Source organism: bacterium, assembly GCA_030647555.1.
In the GTDB taxonomy this organism is placed as follows: domain Bacteria; phylum Patescibacteriota; class Andersenbacteria; order UBA10190; family CAIZMI01; genus CAIZMI01.
In genome coordinates this window covers 44,464-62,931 of record JAUSJG010000027.1, presented here as the reverse complement: position 1 = coordinate 62,931, position 18,468 = coordinate 44,464, and the positions used below count along the sequence as shown (strand labels likewise).

Here is an 18,468-nt window from a genome sequence, read left to right as displayed (position 1 = left end):
GTGGCTTTACTAGAAAGGAGATTGCTTTATCGGTAACCCTCGCAGGGTCGGCACTGATGTGCCTCGCAAAGACTACTATCTCATACTTTCTTAACCTGCAAAAAGTCCAATTCTAGTGGCGTTTCGCGACCAAACATATTGATCAAAACCTTGATTTTGCCCTTTTGCTCGTTAACTTCGGAGATTTTACCATCGAATTCTTTGAAGTGCCCATCAATAATTTTGACGGTTTCGCCAATCTTGATGTCCATCGTGTACTTCGGTTCGTCTTGGCCCATTCGCTCCATTAAATGCTTCATTTCGTCTTCAGAAACGGGAGTCGGCGTGGTACCGGAACCAACGAAACCGGTGACATTTGGCGTATTGCGCACAACATACCAAGAATCGTCCGTCACAATCATTTCGACCATCACATAACCGGGGAAAAGACGTTCCTCAACCGTGCGACGTTTGCCGTTCTTGATCTTGATTTTCTTTTCGCGTGGCACCAAAACATTGAAAATCTTATCTTCCATTCCCATCGACTCAATACGTTGCTTTAAATTGCGCGCAACATTATCTTCGTAACCTGAATAGGTGTGAAGGACGAACCAAGATTTTTCTCCGCTAGATATCTGTTTAGGCATCGTTTGTTATTTAAGGACGAATTTTTGGATAACATAGGTGAGACCGGCATCAACTGCACCAGTGGCAATAGCCACAGCCAGCGAAACAGCCAAAATCAGGATCGTATAACGAATCGTCTCGGCCCTAGTGGGCCATTGGACGTTCTTTAATTCCGTTCGTGAATCACGAATATAGGACACAACTCCTTGGGGGAGTTTGGTGATATTGGATATGTAATTCATAGTGTGCTCGGCTCACCGGGGTAAAAATTAGCATTGCGCGTCGGTGAGACCTCATGAGGATAATAACAGGCATATCTTATGGTGTCAACACGCATTTAGAACCTTTTCTTGTAACCCACCCCAAAATGATATGACCTTTTGTATATAGTATATGGTATATAGTATATGGAGCGTAGCAAGCCCATCTTCCCCATATACAACATACCAAATACTATATACAAATCTGGATCAAAAAATAAAATCAATAACGAAGAGGGCTAATCAAGACTTCAACAACTGATCTACCACCCTATTTCCCCGTCACCAGTTTCTGCGCATCATCGAGAGAAATAAATTCTGTGGGCGCGTCGACAACAATTGGCTTATTTACGTCAAATAGATCAAAGGTCACCTGCGCAAGGTACTGTTTGTCTTTCAATTTTTGAATATTATCCGGTGGTACAAAGACCGAGTTTGAAGTGAATTTATGCGGCCAAAAATTCTTTGTATCGATCCAGATCTCTATTTGCGTGTTTTGTTGAGAAATTTTATTGATTTTGGCGTATTCCGAACCACGAAGATAAGCGATCAAATCAGCGCTGATATAGTCACCTTTACCGCCAAATTGCTTCTTTATTTCGGCGTTTAATCTTTCGTAAATAACCGCTATTTTATCACTATTAATATTCACCGCGTAATGATAATAAGTGTCATTTTTATCTTTCGTCTTCGGCAACTCTTTAACAACTGAAAAGACTTTTTCTTCTTTTAGAATTTGCAAGTATGTTTTCGCCAACACAAGATACTTTGCCATATTTTCCTGTTGTAACTGCTGATCCGCGTCTTTAAACCCTAATTTGCTTAAATCGGCCTTCTCCAACTTGACCCATTTATCTCTAAGCACAGCAAGATCAAAGAAACCCAACGTTGGAACCTCTTTAACTTTCCCATAAACAATATCGCCTTTTTTTATCAATCCCAAACCGGCGGAAAAACTCATTCCACTCAATTTTAAACTACCGTCAATATTCAAAAGCGCGTCACTACCAGCGATACCTTGTTTAGCTAAACCGGAAAAACGAAGATTTGCGTCAATTTCGGACGGTAAATTTTGAAGAACAACCGTTGGGTCATATGCCGGTGTTGTATTTGCTGAAACAGACGATACGTTTTGTTTCTTAAGTTTTGGCGTATCAGCATGCACCACCGCCAACTTATCCTCGACAGTTTGCAGAGATGCGGAAGGAATTACCAACACGGCATTTCGAAAATTATTGATTCCTTGATCGGTCTCCATCTGTATATGCAGTGTGAAATCCATTCCGCCCTTTTCTTGTCGATAACCAAATTGGTTTTTTGAAGCCGGATCAAGGATAATATCAGGAGTGACGATTTTTATATCATTAAGAAATTGCGGATATTTACCATTCTGTTTTTTATAAGCTTCCAAGGCGGTCGCAATATCACTAGTTGCGTTAAGCCGTACACGATCTCTTTCGCCGGCACCATCAACCGACGCGCCGTTTCCCGCCCCACCCAACATTGGAGATAAATCATATCCTTGCATTCCCGCTTGTCTTGCCGAGGATTTAAAATTGATTTCCATCCCAAAACGACCGGAACGAATATTGGGGATAGCGTCAAACATTTTTTCTATGACTTGTTCATGCGTCAAACCCCAAAATGGCAACGGCAGAACTCCGCTATAGAAAGCCACGGCAAAACCGGCAAGTACCAATAGAAAAAAAGGAGTAATGATAAACAACCGATTAAACGGTTTTTTCTCTTCAATCCCCAGTAGTATCGAGCTGGCATTATTATCGACAACCAATGGCACAGCTGTTAGCACTTTAAAGTCGTTTTTTTGCTTCACTTCCGCAATCTTTTCTTTGGACTGAAGATCTATATTCAAAAGCTGGTCATTCGGTTTTATCAAAAGACTTTTATCAACTTCCGGAATAATGTCAGAAACTACCTTTGTTTGAGGAATAGGATTATTCACAACTGGCGGTTTAATAGGTTCACTTATTAGATTTTTATCTTGTTGGTCATTCATCCGTATATGATAACACAACAAAACAAAGTTTTTACGATAAACAACACAAAAACGGATCACACGCAATAGCGGGATAGCAGTACACGCAGAATTACGTCAAATTAAAAAAGAAGACGCCGTCGTTTCCCTCCTTTATTTAAAGGAGGGCGAGGGTGGATTAAGATAAGAAGCTTAGACTGTGCTTATCTTCACAATCCCTCCCCGCCTTTAACCCATCAGGGTAACACCGCCGATGCGTGTGCAACCTTTGAAAAAGGGAGGAATCGCTACGCCTACCTCAAATGACCCATTATCGCGTGTGATCCACAAAAACCTCTAAATATCCAGATTTTTTACCGTCTTGGCGTGCGTTTGGATAAACTTTTTACGTGGGGCCACCTCACTACCCATTAAAGTTTCAAAGGTGTTGTCGGCTTTTTCGGCGTCATCAACCGTGACGCGACGCATCACGCGAACCGAAGGATCCATTGTCGTGTCCCAAAGCTGTGTTGGATTCATTTCACCGAGACCCTTATAACGCTGAATATTCACGCCGGTTTTGGCCATCGCCAACTGCCCCTCTACCGGTGCATCGCCTTCCAACGGTTCCAAAGATTCTTCAACTTCAACATCCTCTTTCACTTCTTCTTTTTCTTTCTTTTTGTCTGCTTTTTTCTTAGCAAACTCCGCCATAATTTTATCTCTTTCTTCATCGGAATAGGCATAACGTTGTTCGCTTCCCCGCGACAGTTTAAATAAGGGCGGTTGCGCGATGTAAACATACCCGGCATCGATCATCGGACGAAAATGCCGATAAAAAAGCGTCAGCAAAAGTGTACGGATATGACTACCGTCAACATCAGCATCCGTCATAATCACCACTTTATGATAACGTAATTTTTCCAGTTCAAACCCTTCACCAATCCCGGTACCCAAAGCAATAATTAATATTTTAATTTCTTCGGATGTTAGCATCCTATCTAAACGAGCCCTTTCAACATTCAAAATTTTGCCACGTAAGGGCAAAATAGCCTGCGTTTTACGATCACGTCCCTGTTTTGCGCTACCTCCGGCGGAATCTCCTTCCACTATAAAAATTTCGCTGTTCTTAGGGTCTTTTTCACTGCAATCAGCCAACTTACCAGGCAGAGCAAAGCCGTCCAAAACACCCTTACGCAACACAGTTTCACGCGCCGCTCTTGCCGCCGCCCTTGCCCGTGCCGCCAAAACAACTTTCCCCACAATCCCACGCGCGTCTTGCGGGTGCTCTTCCATATAAGTTTGAAAACCGTCATACATCACTTCCGCAACGGCACCACGCACTTCCGGATTACCTAATTTGGCTTTTGTTTGACCCTCAAATTGCGGATTGGGAATCTTTACAGAAATAACGACGGTTAGACCTTCTTGCACGTCATCGGCCGTCATATTTTCATCTTTTTCTTTCAAAAGACTGTGTTTACGGGCGTAATCATTAATAGCGCGCGTGAGTGACTGCCTAAAACCGGCTACGTGCGTTCCACCCTCCGGCGTGTGAATCGTGTTTACGAATGCCAACATGTGTTCGGTATAGGCATCGGTGTACTGCAAAGAAATTTCCACAGAAGAATCACCCGTCTGTTTGCCAACATAAAAAGGTTCTTCGTTCTTTACATCTTTTCCATAATTTAAGTGCTCGACGTAAGACTTAATTCCACCTTCAAAAAAGAAACCATAACGCGTTACTTTTCCGAGCTCACGTTCGTCATAAAAATTAATCCTGACGCCGGGCGCCAAATACGCCTGTTGTCGCAAACGTTGCATGATGCGTTCAGCATCAAACTTAATTTCCGGGAAAATTTCCGGATCAGGTGTAAAGGTAATTGTTGTGCCATGGCCTTTTGAACTGCCGATTTTCTTTACGTTATGTTTTGGCTTGCCACGTTGGAACTCTTGTCTAAAGGCGCCACCATCACGTTCCACTTCCGCGATAAGGGTTGTGGAAAGCGCATTAACAACAGAAACACCGACGCCGTGCAAACCACCGGAAACTTTGTATCCACCACCGCCGAACATTCCACCGGCATGCAAGATTGTTAAAACAGTTTCTAACGTAGATTTCTTCGTTTGCTTATGAATTTCCACCGGAATACCCCGCCCATTATCGATAACACATACGGCGTTTTCCGGAAGCATATGAACAGTAATTTCATTACAATAACCCGCCATCGCTTCGTCGATAGAGTTATCAACCACTTCCCAAACAAGATGATGCAGACCATCTAAACCTGTACCACCGATATACATACCCGGACGCTTTCGAACCGGCTCAAGCCCTTCTAAAACCTGAATATTTTCTGCTGTATAGCTCCCTTCTTTAGGTTCTTTTTCTTTGGCTGTCATAGGAGAAGAATAGCAGAAAATAGTTGCGCCGGCAACCAATTGACGCCGACCAGGGTTGAACCTTGGACAGGCTTGTCCAAGGGTCAACCCTGGTCAATCCTGTATCCTGTTTTCTTGCCCTATCCTTTTTCTTTTACACCAAGTTTTTCTGCCAGTTCGGACAAAATATTTTTTTGAAGACTATTTACTTCCCCATCGGTCAGCGTTTTTTCAGATGATCCGTATAGGATTCGCAATGTCACGCTACGCTGTTTTTCATCATCATACTGATCGACAAAATCCACATCCTGAACATTTTTACCACCAGCTGTCATAATCATTGTTTGCACCGCATCCACCAAAACCTGTTCCGGAAAGACAAGTGTTATATCGCGCTCGACGGTTGGATATGGCAAGGGCGGATTATACGTCGTTTGTTCACGCTGTAATTTTTCGACTAATGACAAATCTATTTCAAATGCCACGATACCACCCCGCACCTTGAGCTTACCTAAAATTTCTTGGTCGATTAATCCAATTGCTCCTACCACTGTTTTTCCAACAGAAATGGATGCACCAGCCGTACCAAGATTCCAAGATGCAAGTGGTTTGAACGTAATCTCCGGTAAATCCAACTGTTCCAATAGGTATTCAACAATTCCCTTCAATTCAAAAAAATCTTGTGTTTCTGCTGTTCCGCGACGCACAATCGCGCCGGCCAAGAAACTTTTTTCCGAGGAGTCCTTCGCATAGACATGCCCGATTTCGAAAATCCTTGTCAATAGTTCTTTTTTTACGATATTTTCCGAAGCACCCAAGATATTCGGCAATAAACTTTGACGCAGTAATTTTTCATCACTGCGAAGTGGATTAACCACAACCAAACTTTCGTCGACGTTTACCTCAAGAATGTTCGCAATATTATCTTTAACGACTGAATAGAAATAAGCCTCAAGAAAACCGGCGCCACGCAGAACGTTTTGCAGAACGCGAATATCTTTTGCTAACTGGGGCAACTGTGTTGGTGTAAGTGGTGCTTCCGGAAGTCTGCTTGGAAGATTATTGTATCCAAGTACTCTTCCCACTTCTTCAATTACATCTTCGGGAATTTCGATATCACGACGGAATAAGGGCGCTTTCACGACATATTTTTTTGCTTTTTCCGAAACAGAAAACTGCAATCTTTTTAAAATACTTATAACTTCAGACGGTTTAACTTTTGTGCCCAAAACATCTTCTATTTGTTGGTGCGTAACAGTGACGGATTTTGTCTTTTCTTGCTTTACGGAAAATTCCTGCTGTGCAACCACTTTTCCGCCACCGTACTTAACAAGTAACTCGATCACGCGATTTGCTCCAGCAGCGGCATGATCAAGTGTTAATCCGCGCGTAAACCGATCGGATGCATCAGTGCGAACATTTGTTTTATTTACAAATTGTCTGATAATCGGTTGCGCGAAAATAGCTGCCTCTAAAACAATTTTACTTGTATCAGGTTTTACCGCACTTGCCTTACCGCCCATTACACCGGCAATTGCCACCGGCAAATCATTAGAAGTAATAATTAACGTGCCTTTAGGCAAAACTCGTTCCACGTCATCCAACGTAACCAATTTTTCGCCGGCTTTGCTTTGACGCACACCAATTTGTCCGTTTATGGCCGTCGCATCAAACGCATGTGTTGGTTGACCCAATTCCCACAACACAAAATTCGTAACGTCCACGATAAGATTTTGTGGCTTGATACCTTGCGAACGCAGATCATCCTGAAGCCATTCCGGCGAAGGACCATTTTTGATTCCGTCGATTTCCATCGCTATATAACGAAGACAATGATTCTTGTTCTCGATATTTAATTTGATCGCGGAAGAATTCTTTTTTGAAAGTTTCAATGAAACCTTTGGTAGTTTTGTCTTTTTTTGTAGCAAGGCGCCAACTTCACGCGCAACACCAAAATATGATGAGCTATCTGGCGCCCGATCGGGAAGCAAATCGATATCCAAAACAACATTTGGCGCAAACAATTTGTCCAGTGTTAAGCCATTCTTTGTTTCGACCGGCAATTCCATGATTCCACTGTGACTGTCCCCAAGTCCCAACTCGCGTTCAGAACACAACATTCCTTCACTGGCGATTCCGCGAATTACCGCCTTTTCCAAAGTTGCCAAATTCCCCTCTTTATCCAAAACTTGCACACCCGGAAACGCGACGGCCACCTTTAATCCAGTTCTCACGTTGGATGCACCACAAATGATTTCATAAACTTTGTTACCGACTTTTGTTCTTGTTAAAGACAATCGATCGGCGTTTGGGTGTTTCGCGGTTTCTACGACTTCACCGACAACGATCCGCTTTAAATCAACTAAAGGCCCGTTACCAACAACCGACGCTTCATACGAATGTTCGGTCAGAAGACGTGCAATTTCCTCCGGATTAACGGGTAAATCTACGTATTCTTTTAGCCAGTTATAGGATATTTTCATAATATTTTTATAGTCTATTCAATAAGCTCCCGTTTTAGGGATTCTCCTGCGAAAGGAAAATCCCTAAAACAATTTCCATTAAAATTGTTTTAAGAAAGACGGATCTCCACTCCAAAGCAAGCGAATATCGCTAATACCAAACCTCAACATCGCCAGGCGATCGATACTGCCACCAAAGGCAAAACCGCGATATTTTGTGGAATCAATACCCACATTGCGCAAAACATTGGGATGGATCATCCCAGCCGGCAAAATTTCTATCCAACCGGAATATTTACATGTCGCACAACCAGACTTGCAAAACAAACAGGAGACGTGTGTTTCAATGCCCGGTTCAACAAATGGAAAGTACGTTGGACGAAATCGAAGCTTGGCATCATCACGATTTAATATCTTCTTTAACACTACCTCAATAACACCCTTCAAATCGGCCATGGAAATATCCTTATCAACCATCATTCCTTCGAATTGATGAAAAGTGGACTCGTGCGAAGCATCTGTCGCTTCATTACGAAAAACGCGTCCAGGAATAAGTATACGAAGTGGCGGTTTTCTTCCCGTCATCACTCTTCCCTGTCCAGCGGAAGTATGAGCACGCAATAAACGTCCATCTGCTAACCAAAAAGTATCCATCAAATCCCGGGCGGGATGATCTTTCGGCATATTAACCAAGTCGAAATTAAATTTTGCTTCTTCCACTTCCGGCGTATCAGCAATTTCAAAACCCATACTCAAAAAAATATCTTCAATTTCACGGCGCACGATCGTGAGCGGGTGCAAGTGTCCTTGTGCCGGACGTTTCCCGGGAACTGTGACATCGATTTTTCTGACCGAACCTTTGTTTAATACAGACAATTTTGATTCATATTTTTGTTCCAATTCCGCGCGCAGTGTATTCGCACGACTTCCTACAGTACGCTTTTCATCAATCGAAGCATCCTTAATTCCCCTTAAAAAAGTCGACAAAACACCATGACGACTAAGATATTCCAATTTGAAGGCCTCCAAATATTCAGTTGTCTTGGCTTCTTCCAGCGCTTTCTGCGCATCCTGTTCGATTTTGTAGAGCTCTTCGTTTAATGTCATCACCGCCCAATTTTATGCTAAAAACAAAAAAACCACAACGCGCAATCTAAACCTTAGACCTCCTCTTTGTGCTCGCGAACACCAAATCGATCAAAACCAGAATTATTCCCAGCAAAAGGATGTTCCACCATTGCAAAATTCTAAATCTCTGCAAAAGCAATACGGTCACAAGTGCAATAGCAATCAATATCCCCTGCCTAAATGCGGGGGCCAGCTGATTTGCCGGAAGTTCTGTTGAATTACGCAAACGACCAAATACACCCAATATTGTTATAGCACCAGTTGTCGCCAAAAAGAGCGCCCCAAAGAAAAAGGCTTCCGCATAAAGCCCATTAGCCCCCGGCGCTACCGACGTAATCACAAAAACAAGCGTTGCCAGCGCTAACGCCGTCCAAATTCCAAATATTACCAGTGAACTGCGTAGTGTCATTCAAATAGCTTCTAAACCCCGGACTCTTTGCCTGGAATCGCTACTCGCGGAACGCGTAAGTTTACATTTTTTGCTGTTGCCATTACTTCCCCATAACGAACGTGCTTACTGATTGCCTGCATACGTAAATCGAGTACGCGCTCGCTTTCCCAATCCTTCGGCACGTCTTTCATAACAATTTTTGCCAGCTTAACCTCTGACTCATCATCCAAACGATCAATAACGTCACCCGTAACCAATTCGTTATACGGAAAAGCTACTTGAGCAACACGTTTGCTTGATGGATCCTGATATGGATGCACCGTCATCATAATGACTGCCGGATGAAATTCCGCCTTATTGTCTTGCGCTATCTTCCTTAATTTCGCCACGCAACGCTGTTGCACCGGCAAGAAAAAAGGCATTTCTTTACTTAGACCGATAATCGGCCGTGGAATGCCCGCGCCTTTCGACACCAGCTCGTCTAAAACGAGTAATATCTCCCGTGTTAAGTTTTCGATTCGTTGTTCATGTAAGCCCATGGGAACATTATAGAGAAAAATCCCAGTAAATAAAAGCCATAATCTCCAATATAGAATTTATATGAATAATTATACAAAATTTTCAATTTTCAATGACCAATTTTCAAATAATTATCAATTCTTCTAATTCTCAAAGATGGTGACGCTATCAAATAATTAAATCATTGAAAATTATTTGAAAATTGCAAAATTGATAATTGAAAATTTGCGCTTGCTTCTCCTCCATCCTTTCTATATGCTCATCATATAGATCTAACACTTCAATCAATCATTATGGAAGAAAACATATCAAACAAATCAACATTACCGGCAATCATCGTTTTAGTTGTTATTGTGGTTGTCGTGGGTTTTTTGCTTACTAAAGCAAAAGTGCCACCAGCAACAAAGCCAGCTGTTCAACAAGCCGGTAGCGCGCCAACAGAACCACCATTCGATCCAGCCTCTATTCCCGCTGTATCAGCCCAAGACTACATTAAAGGTTCTGCGACAGCGACCACAACAATTGTTCTCTATTCGGATACTCAATGTCCATATTGCCGTGTTTTCTACCCGGAGTTAAAAAAGGTTCTATCCGAAAACCCGGATGTCCGTCTTGTTTATCGTCCAACTCCGTTTAAGCCCACAGGACAAGTGGAAGAAAAAGCGATGGATTGCGCAAATGACCAAGGAAAATACTGGGAATATCTTGACGCAATTTATACTTCCACCGACACGGAAAACATTATCGATCCGGCCCGTTTAGCAAAAATCGGCACAGATTTAGGTTTAGACGGAACAGTGTTCTCTCAATGTTTAAGCTCGGACAAATACGGATCGAAAACCCAAATCTATCTTGACGCCGCCCGCGTTGCAAAAATCACCGGCACGCCAACTTCGATTATTATCGGACCAAAAGGTGCAACACCGATAAGGGGCGCTGTTGGTGCCGACCAGTTGGCAAAAGTGGTCAATTCGGTTAAGTAACAGATTTCGTAGAACATCGAAAAATACGCCGAAAGGCGTATTTTTTGGCGGACCCGACGAGGATCGAACTCGCTGTCTCCTGCGTGACAAGCAGGTGTTTTACCGATTAAACTACGGGTCCAAAATCTCAAATGCCCTAAGAAAAATGTCACGTTTACGCTTTAGACAGGGCACTAATTTATTAGGATACATTATCTTATACAGTTGTCTAGCACTTGACGTGCAATACGCCAAAACATGGTGCCTTGGAGTGTATAATATCAAACTTCCACCGATATTCGGTATTTTTTGTTCAATCCTATTTTTCATCCCGACTAAAAACACTCTACTTCCACTGGTGAAACGGATCATTAAACTCAAATATCTTTTTCCCCTGTCTTTTCGAAAATAATTTGTGAAAGTAACACAGCCGTCGCCATCAAGGTTACCACGCAAAAAATGCCCCAAATACTCATCAGGCACAGCTGGAAACTTGATTATTAAACTCTTATTTGGTGTTAAACCAAGTTTATTAAGCGACAAGAAAGCACTTTTACTCCCAAGCTGAATATTATACCTGATTTTATATTTTGGGTTTTTAAGCTTGTATCGTTCAAGTTTGTTTGTTGATTCCAAAATACTTTTTACACATGCAATCAACTCAATGTCTGTGGAGGTAAATTCGATATAATAAGACCCACGCTTGTTTCGAAACATACAGCCGTCCGCTGCAAAATAGCCCAGCACATACGCCATTTCGGGCGACCACTTGTCAAAAAAAGTGTCAATTAAACGGACTGGTTTAACATATGGTGGCGGTTTTGGATGCAATATTCGATATTCATCCCAACCTCGCAAAATTTTCTTTCTCCCCTTCTCTCCGCCCATTAACATTCTTTCGCGGATCTTTTTTCTCTTTTCTTTCGGAACAACAACCAGCTTCACCCAAGGACTGACACTACCCTTGCTGACGCTTAATTTTTGAGCAATCTGTTTCACACTTAAACCGTTTTTACGCAATTGAATTGCCCGCGACTTTTCCACAACTTTTGCTCTCATGCTACTATTATATACCGTATCCGTACGTTTTGCGAACAATGTACAAATACCCTACGAATAATTTGTAGCTGGAGCAGGATTCGAACCTGCGACCCATGGCTTATGATGCCATTGCTCTAACCGCTGAGCTATCCAGCCAAACGCGGAAATCGGAAATCAGATAGTCGGTGGTCGGATCCATCCGACTTCCCAAACTAGAGTAATACTACTAAATTTTTTGCATTTGTAAATGGACAAGACGTCATCTCCGATTTCCACTCCCGATTTCTGATTTACGCGCTGGGCAGGATTTGGCCTCGAAACTTTCGTTGACACGAAAGTTTCTGGCCACCGCCTCGCATTTTGCTTCGCAAAATATGCTCCGGCGTTCAAATCCGAGCGATATCTTCGAACCAATAGTATTGGTTCGAAGATATCGCTCGTCATTATTGTCATTTCGCTTTGCGAAATTTTATAAATAAAACACGAGCCACGCAGGGGGCAGGATTTGGCCTCGAATTATGCAATTGATATTGCATAATTCTGGCCACCGGTATCGTTGTTTTACGAAACAACGATACCGTTCAAATCCTGCACTCGATCATAACAATAAAAATACCCCACAGGGGTATTTTGTGGGCAGGATTTGGCCTCGAATTATGCAATTGATATTGCATAATTCTGGCCACCGGTTCATGTTTTCGTGCGACGAAAATATGAACCGTTCGAATCCTGCACACATTCTATTACTAAAAAGACCCCACAGGGGTCTTTTTAGTAATAGTAGCGGGGGCAGGATTCGAACCTGCGACCTCATGGTTATGAGCCATGCGAGCGACCGGGCTGCTCTTCCCCGCGTCATTAAAGCTGAACTTATTCAGCTGAAAATAGATTACTCTCAACGACACTGTTAGTCAAACGTAAAAACTCTTCATTCCTGCTTCCCCCATCCCAGTGTATACTATTACTCATGTCCGATATAAAAATTCCTCGACCGTTAGTTTTAATGATTCTCGATGGGTTTGGTATCTCCTTCCTGCAGGAAGGCAACGCGATTTATGCCGCTAAAATGGAAAATTTTGAACGTTGGGTACGTGAGTATCCATCCGCTGTAATAAAAGCTTCAGGGATTGAAGTTGGTTTACCGTGGGGCGAATCGGGAAATTCCGAGGTTGGTCACAAAAACATGGGTTCGGGACGCATCATTTACCAACCTCTCCCTCAGATTACGATGTCCATCGAAAATAAATCCTTTTTCAAAAACCCCGCATTTGTAGCAGCCACGAATCACGTCAAAGAACGTCCCAATTCCGCGTTACACCTGATTGGTTGTGTTAGCGACGGCGGAGTACACAGTCACGTCGACCACCTTCTTGCCATATTACAACTCGCAAAAAAAGAAGGAGTGAGCAATAGAACATTTGTCCACGCGTTTTTGGACGGCCGTGATACTCCCGCTATAAGCGCCGGATCGTATCTGAAAAAAGTACAAGAAGCCATCGATCACACAAAAAGTGGTGGAATCGCTTCTCTCGTTGGTCGCTACTTTGCAATGGACCGTAACAATAATTGGGACCGCACGAAGGTCGCATACGATTTACTGACCGACGGAATTGGCGAACATACCGACAGTTGGAAAGATGCGCTCGAAAGCGCTTATGAGAAAAAAGAAACCGACGAAACTGTCACGGCCTACGTAATTACCAAACACGGCGAACCGTTACGTAAAATCCAAGATGGCGATACTGTTATCTTCTTTAACTTTCGCCCGGACCGCGCTCGCCAACTGACTTATGCTTTTACAACAAAAGGCTTTAACGATTTCCCCGTGCAAAACTGGACGGACCTGGAATTTGTCACCATGTCCGAATACCAAAAGGATTTACCGGTTACAGTCGCCTTCCCCGAAGAACAAGCAGAATTTCCCACCGGCCGTGTTGTTTCCGATGCCGGAAAAACACAGCTCCGTATTGCCGAAACAGAAAAATACGCGCACGTCACATATTATTTTAACAGTGGACGTGAAATATCTTTTCCAGGCGAAGACCGCGTCATGGTCCCCTCACCGAATGTTAAAAATTATTCCGATACTCCCGAAATGAGCGCGAAGGTGATCGCCGACCATGTTGTAAAAGAAATCAATAAAGACAAATACGACCTCATCATAATGAACTTTGCCAACCCCGACATGATTGGTCATACGGGAGAATACGATGCCACGGTTGAATCATTGCAGTTTCTGGATAAGGAAATGAAAAAAATAATTGATGTCACAATAGCCAAAGACGGCGCGGTACTTATCACCGCCGATCATGGAAATGCCGAGGAGATGTTGAATCCAACCACACACCAAATCTCGAAAGACCACACCGCCAACCCTGTGCCTGTTATTTATATAACCGCCAACAACAAACAAGACCCCCCAAAGGAAGAAGAAATGGTAATGCAAGTGCTCTCCACCCCAATTGGTTGCCTGGCCGACATCGGGCCAACAGTCTTGGAAATAATGCAAATTCCACAACCCCCGCAAATGACAGCGATGAGTATATTGCGCAGTTTGGTCTAAAATATAAACATCTTGTTTAACTCTGCTAATACTGTTTTATCGACGCCCAAAATGACTAATTACTAATATCTAATTTCTAATGAAATTCAAAATTTCCAAAACCTTGTATCGATATATCGATACAAACGAAGACGAAGCTATGATGAACAAGCCTAAATACCTATACCGTTTACCAAAAATAAAATATACACACACAAAACCCACCCTCGCCCTCCCTTGAATAAGGGAGGGTATCGCTACTTCGCTTGTTTTTTCACTTCCTCCTGAAACAAATCGCCCTTTTCTTCAAAGTCTTTCCAGATACTGTAACTGGGTGACGCACAGGACAACAGACAGATTTCACCCGGCTTGGTAAATTTATATGCGAATTTAACCGCTTCTTTCATACTTGAGGTTTTCAGGACGTTTTCAAAACCTTTCGCGGAATCGATAATTTTTTCCCCGCTGTCAGGAAACAACACAACATTTTTTACGCCATATTTTTTTAAGCTTTTTCGCAATTCTGAAAAATCGTAACCGCGATCTTGGCCACCCAAAAAGATTGTTGCCACTTTCTTTAAAGTTTCCAACGCCTGAATAGTTGATTCCGGAGTGGTGGAAATAGCATCATCGTAAAACTTAATACCATGATATTCTCCCACGAATTGTAGGCGATGCTTAAGCGGAGTAAATGTTTTAATTGCTTGTGCGATAACAGCATCATTAATTCCAAGATGACGAGCCACGGTTACCGCCGTTCGCACATTTCTTTTATTATGCTCACCAAGCAACGGAATCTCCTTATCTTTTAGTGGTAGTTTGACGACAAACTTCTCCGTTTTTGCCCTACTCTTTTTCGCCCACCCGACCAAACGCTCATCATCCGCATTGTAAACAAACAAATCATCGCTTGTTTGCGTTGTAATAATTTGTTTCTTAGCATGATAATATTTTTTAACATCGCCGTGATAATCCATATGTTCCGGAAAAAGATTGGTAACGACGGCAATGTGCGGTGAAAATTGCAGATCCTCCAGTTGGTAACTGGATAATTCCAAAACAACCAGCTCATTTTCCACCAAGGGTTTGTCGAGGGCATGCAACATCGGTTTGCCGATATTTCCCAGCAACTGCACCGGTCGACCACTTTGTTCAATAATCCACGCAATTAAAGTGGCTGTTGTACTCTTTCCTTTTGTGCCGGTAACACCAATAACTTTCCTGCGATCAACGTTGGCAAAAAATAAATTTGTAGCCGTTGTATACGGAATTTTAATCAAACGGCCCGGCATACCTGCGGTTTTAATTACCAAATCAAAATCATTTTGTTTAGCTAAATAATCATCGCCAAATTTTTTATCGGCAATACCGAGTTTTATTTTAGGAAAATGTTTTTTGAGAAATTTTTCCGACTCCACACCCTCACGCGCATAGCCAACCAGAAGAATATTATTTACACCATAAAGCAAATAGGGCGGTTGTAGTTCAGTTTTTTGCATTTGCATTACTTCACTACGCTCTTGACCTGTCACCTTAAATTCTCCCAACAACGCTTTTTGCACCGGTGTTTTACCATATTTTTTTGCCGACATTTCAAAAGCAACTCGCGTCTCTGTAAATGTTCCCACGCAATCAAACGGCTTCATTCTTCCAATCCCTAACAGATCGCGAAAGATCGGCAATAATTTTTTGTTGTCATAAAGATTCGCGCCAAAAATTCCAACCAATTCTTTTTTTGTGAGAAATGCGGACAGCAACGTAAAAACAAACACACATTTTGCACACTCGCCACACCACTTCTTTTCCGTTGTTTCTTTTATCTTGAAATTTCGATTACAACTGGAAAATACCGAAAAATATTGTTTGTATTTGGAAAACATTTGCGCAATCCTGATTTCATAAAACGGACGTAATAAAGAAAAATATTCTACATCCGGCGAGATATTTTCTCGCGTATATTTTTGAAACGCACTCTCAAAAACTTGCGATTTGCTCCATTGGTGATTTACCGCGATTCCTTTATAATCAACATTGCCAAAATTACTACTGAATTCATTGCCCACAACAACTTCTCTAAAACCATACAGAAGCGCCGCAAAATACCCGGCAAACGCAATGATTGCCGACACGGGCACATGACCGTTATATGTATCGCTCAATCCCCCAAACAATTTAGGATCTAACACCCTTTGAACACGCAATGACGGAACACTCATCACCCTAATCGATTCATCCACGATGGTGGATGGTCTGGCTTCCAGGACAAAAGCGGTCACATCATGCGCGTGTTCTTTCATAAGCTCTACGGCAACAGCCGACTCCTTACCGCCACCAACACCAACCAAACTCCTGGCACTTCTACTAACAGACCAACTCTTTGCTTTCAATCCCGGCTCCCCCTTAAAACCTTGAAACTTTTTTGGATCTAACTGATTTCGAAAATAAAATTCCCCCATCCCTTCGGTGTATAGTTTTGTCCAAAAAGAAGCTTGCTCAAGCGTGAGTTTCCGTTTCAAAACAACATCTGACGGACAATAAAGTTTGTAATAACTGACTCCCAAAACTAGATGTAAATCCGATAATGCTGTCTGAATTAAATCATCATCCCCGATGACAATATCTCGCTCCTGGGGAAAGATTAATGTTTCAACAAAATTTAGTTCTTCTAAATTCTCAAAACAAACTCGATAGTTAAATTGAGCCTCTCTTGTGACCTTGTTAAACTTTGCGGAAATAAATTCGAACGTTGTCGCTTTTCTTTTTGCAATTTCCTTAGCCTTAACCATTGGACGCTTCAGCTGACGCGGCAACACGAAAACATAAATCTTCCCTACCTTGCGCGGCAATAATCTGCAGACCAACTGGCAGATCATGCGCTTTGCCACACGGAACAACAATCGCCGGCACACCGGCCACGTTTACCGGAACAGTCAGAACGTCCGCCGCGTACATTCGCAATGGATCATTGGTTTTCGAACCGATTGGAAACGCGACCTCTGGCGTCGCGGGACCAACCAAAACATCAACTTGTTCAAAAATCCTGGCATATTCCAACGCAATTTCTCTACGCACCGCCGTCGCTTGTCGGTAATACTTATCGGCATAACCGGAAGAAAGCGCAAACGTACCCAACATAATACGCTGTTTCACTTCCACCCCAAACCCCGCGCCCCGTGTTTTGCGGTAAATTTCTTCCATTGTTTTTCCGTCGGAACGCAATCCGAAACGAACTCCATCATATCGTGCCAAATTTGTCGACGCCTCCGCGCGAGTAAGAATAAGATAAACGGCAAGCGCCACATCGGTTAACGGCAAGGAAACTTCGGTAATAATTGCACCTTTTTCTTGCAGTTCATCAATTGCCTTTTTTACAGTAGTGGCTACTTCTTTATCCACACCTTCGCTAAAAAACTCTTTCGGCACACCAATACGCAGACCTTTTACGCCATCACGCATCGTCGGCAAAACCGACGGCACTGACGCCGGAAGCGTCGTCGAATCTTTTGGATCTGGCCCCGCAATCGCTTCATAAACCAAGGCTGTATCTTCCACCGTCCGTGCCAGAGGCCCAACTTGATCAAAAGAAGAAGCGTAAGCAATCACACCGGAGCGACTAATTCTGCCATACGTCGGTTTAAAACCCACTATCCCGCAAAAACTCGCCGGCTCGCGAATCGACCCGCCGGTATCTGTTCCTAGCGCGTATGGCACCATTCCGGATGCAACGGCCGCCGCGCTACCACCGGAACTACCACCAGCCACCAGACGATTATCCAGTGGATTATGCGTCGGTCCGACAATCGAAAATTCAGTGGAGGATCCCATCGCGAATTCATCCAAATTGGTTTTTCCAACAAAAACAGCGCCATTATTTCGCAAACGCGTAATTACTTCCGCGTCATAGGGTGGCACAAAATTTTCCAGCATCTTTGAAGCGGCAGTAGTTTTTGTTTCGGCAATACAAATCATGTCTTTAATCGCGCAAGGAATTCCAGCCAATACCGATAATTTTTCACCGGCTTTTCGCCGCCCATCAATCTCTTCCGCTTGTCTTTGCGCCTGTTCTTTCATAAGACTGATAAAAGCATTGATTTTGGGTTCTTTTTCTTCAATTATTTTGTAAGCCGAATCCAATAATCGAACGGCGGTTGTTTCACCGGATTGCAATTTTTCCGCAAGGTTTTTTATTTCCGATTGCAT

At 42.9% G+C, this 18,468-nt stretch carries 13 protein-coding genes and 3 tRNA genes; 2 read left to right on the top strand and 14 right to left on the bottom strand.

Going from position 1 to position 18,468, the window contains the following annotated elements; genetic code table 11:
* Positions 1-80 precede the first annotated feature (80 nt).
* The 8 genes from nusG to Q7S57_05625 form a co-directional block, all read right to left on the bottom strand.
* Positions 81-626 carry a transcription termination/antitermination protein NusG gene (nusG, locus tag Q7S57_05660; GenBank protein ID MDO8512733.1) on the bottom strand — a complete coding sequence of 182 codons (546 nt, stop codon included), beginning with the start codon at positions 624-626 and terminating at the stop codon, positions 81-83.
* Positions 627-632: 6 nt separating this feature from the next.
* A complete protein-coding gene (gene secE / locus Q7S57_05655; protein ID MDO8512732.1) occupies positions 633-848 on the bottom strand; it encodes a preprotein translocase subunit SecE in 216 nt (71 codons plus the stop codon).
* 289 nt (positions 849-1,137) lie between these two features.
* Positions 1,138-2,883 carry a hypothetical protein gene (locus Q7S57_05650; protein ID MDO8512731.1) on the bottom strand — a complete coding sequence of 582 codons (1,746 nt, stop codon included), beginning with the start codon at positions 2,881-2,883 and terminating at the stop codon, positions 1,138-1,140.
* A 315-nt stretch (positions 2,884-3,198) separates the two neighbouring features.
* Positions 3,199-5,244 (bottom strand): DNA topoisomerase (ATP-hydrolyzing) subunit B, encoded by a 2,046-nt coding sequence (gene gyrB / locus Q7S57_05645; protein MDO8512730.1) that lies wholly within the window; start codon positions 5,242-5,244, stop codon positions 3,199-3,201.
* A 119-nt stretch (positions 5,245-5,363) separates the two neighbouring features.
* Complete coding sequence (gene pheT / locus Q7S57_05640) at positions 5,364-7,706, bottom strand: phenylalanine--tRNA ligase subunit beta (protein MDO8512729.1); 2,343 nt, start codon at positions 7,704-7,706, stop codon at positions 5,364-5,366.
* Between the two features lie 78 nt (positions 7,707-7,784).
* Entirely contained in the window at positions 7,785-8,792 is a 1,008-nt protein-coding gene (gene pheS / locus Q7S57_05635; GenBank protein ID MDO8512728.1) for a phenylalanine--tRNA ligase subunit alpha, read from the bottom strand.
* Between the two features lie 46 nt (positions 8,793-8,838).
* Complete coding sequence (locus Q7S57_05630) at positions 8,839-9,222, bottom strand: hypothetical protein (GenBank protein ID MDO8512727.1); 384 nt, start codon at positions 9,220-9,222, stop codon at positions 8,839-8,841.
* Positions 9,223-9,233: 11 nt separating this feature from the next.
* Positions 9,234-9,743 (bottom strand): hypothetical protein, encoded by a 510-nt coding sequence (locus tag Q7S57_05625; protein MDO8512726.1) that lies wholly within the window; start codon positions 9,741-9,743, stop codon positions 9,234-9,236.
* Positions 9,744-10,016: 273 nt separating this feature from the next.
* Between Q7S57_05625 and Q7S57_05620 the strand changes: the two genes are divergently transcribed.
* Positions 10,017-10,706 (top strand): thioredoxin domain-containing protein, encoded by a 690-nt coding sequence (locus Q7S57_05620; GenBank protein ID MDO8512725.1) that lies wholly within the window; start codon positions 10,017-10,019, stop codon positions 10,704-10,706.
* A gap of 45 nt (positions 10,707-10,751) precedes the next feature.
* On the opposite strand, the gene Q7S57_05615 is transcribed toward Q7S57_05620, so the two are convergent.
* From Q7S57_05615 to Q7S57_05600, 4 genes are all read right to left on the bottom strand, one after another.
* Positions 10,752-10,827: transfer RNA gene (locus Q7S57_05615), tRNA-Asp, on the bottom strand.
* Positions 10,818-11,744, bottom strand: coding sequence for an LAGLIDADG family homing endonuclease (locus Q7S57_05610; protein ID MDO8512724.1), 927 nt, complete (start codon positions 11,742-11,744; stop codon positions 10,818-10,820). Before Q7S57_05610 ends, Q7S57_05615 begins: the two co-directional genes overlap by 10 nt.
* A 65-nt stretch (positions 11,745-11,809) precedes the next feature.
* Positions 11,810-11,882 (bottom strand) — tRNA-Met (locus Q7S57_05605).
* Positions 11,883-12,507: 625 nt separating this feature from the next.
* Positions 12,508-12,581: transfer RNA gene (locus Q7S57_05600), tRNA-Met, on the bottom strand.
* Positions 12,582-12,693: 112 nt separating this feature from the next.
* On the opposite strand from Q7S57_05600, the gene gpmI reads away from it, so the two are divergent.
* Positions 12,694-14,289, top strand: a complete 1,596-nt coding sequence (gene gpmI / locus Q7S57_05595; protein ID MDO8512723.1) for a 2,3-bisphosphoglycerate-independent phosphoglycerate mutase — start codon at positions 12,694-12,696, stop codon at positions 14,287-14,289.
* A 236-nt stretch (positions 14,290-14,525) separates the two neighbouring features.
* On the opposite strand, the gene murD is transcribed toward gpmI, so the two are convergent.
* Complete coding sequence (gene murD / locus Q7S57_05590) at positions 14,526-17,054, bottom strand: UDP-N-acetylmuramoyl-L-alanine--D-glutamate ligase (protein ID MDO8512722.1); 2,529 nt, start codon at positions 17,052-17,054, stop codon at positions 14,526-14,528.
* Complete coding sequence (gene gatA, locus Q7S57_05585) at positions 17,047-18,468, bottom strand: Asp-tRNA(Asn)/Glu-tRNA(Gln) amidotransferase subunit GatA (protein ID MDO8512721.1); 1,422 nt, start codon at positions 18,466-18,468, stop codon at positions 17,047-17,049. The genes murD and gatA overlap by 8 nt, the downstream gene beginning before the upstream one ends.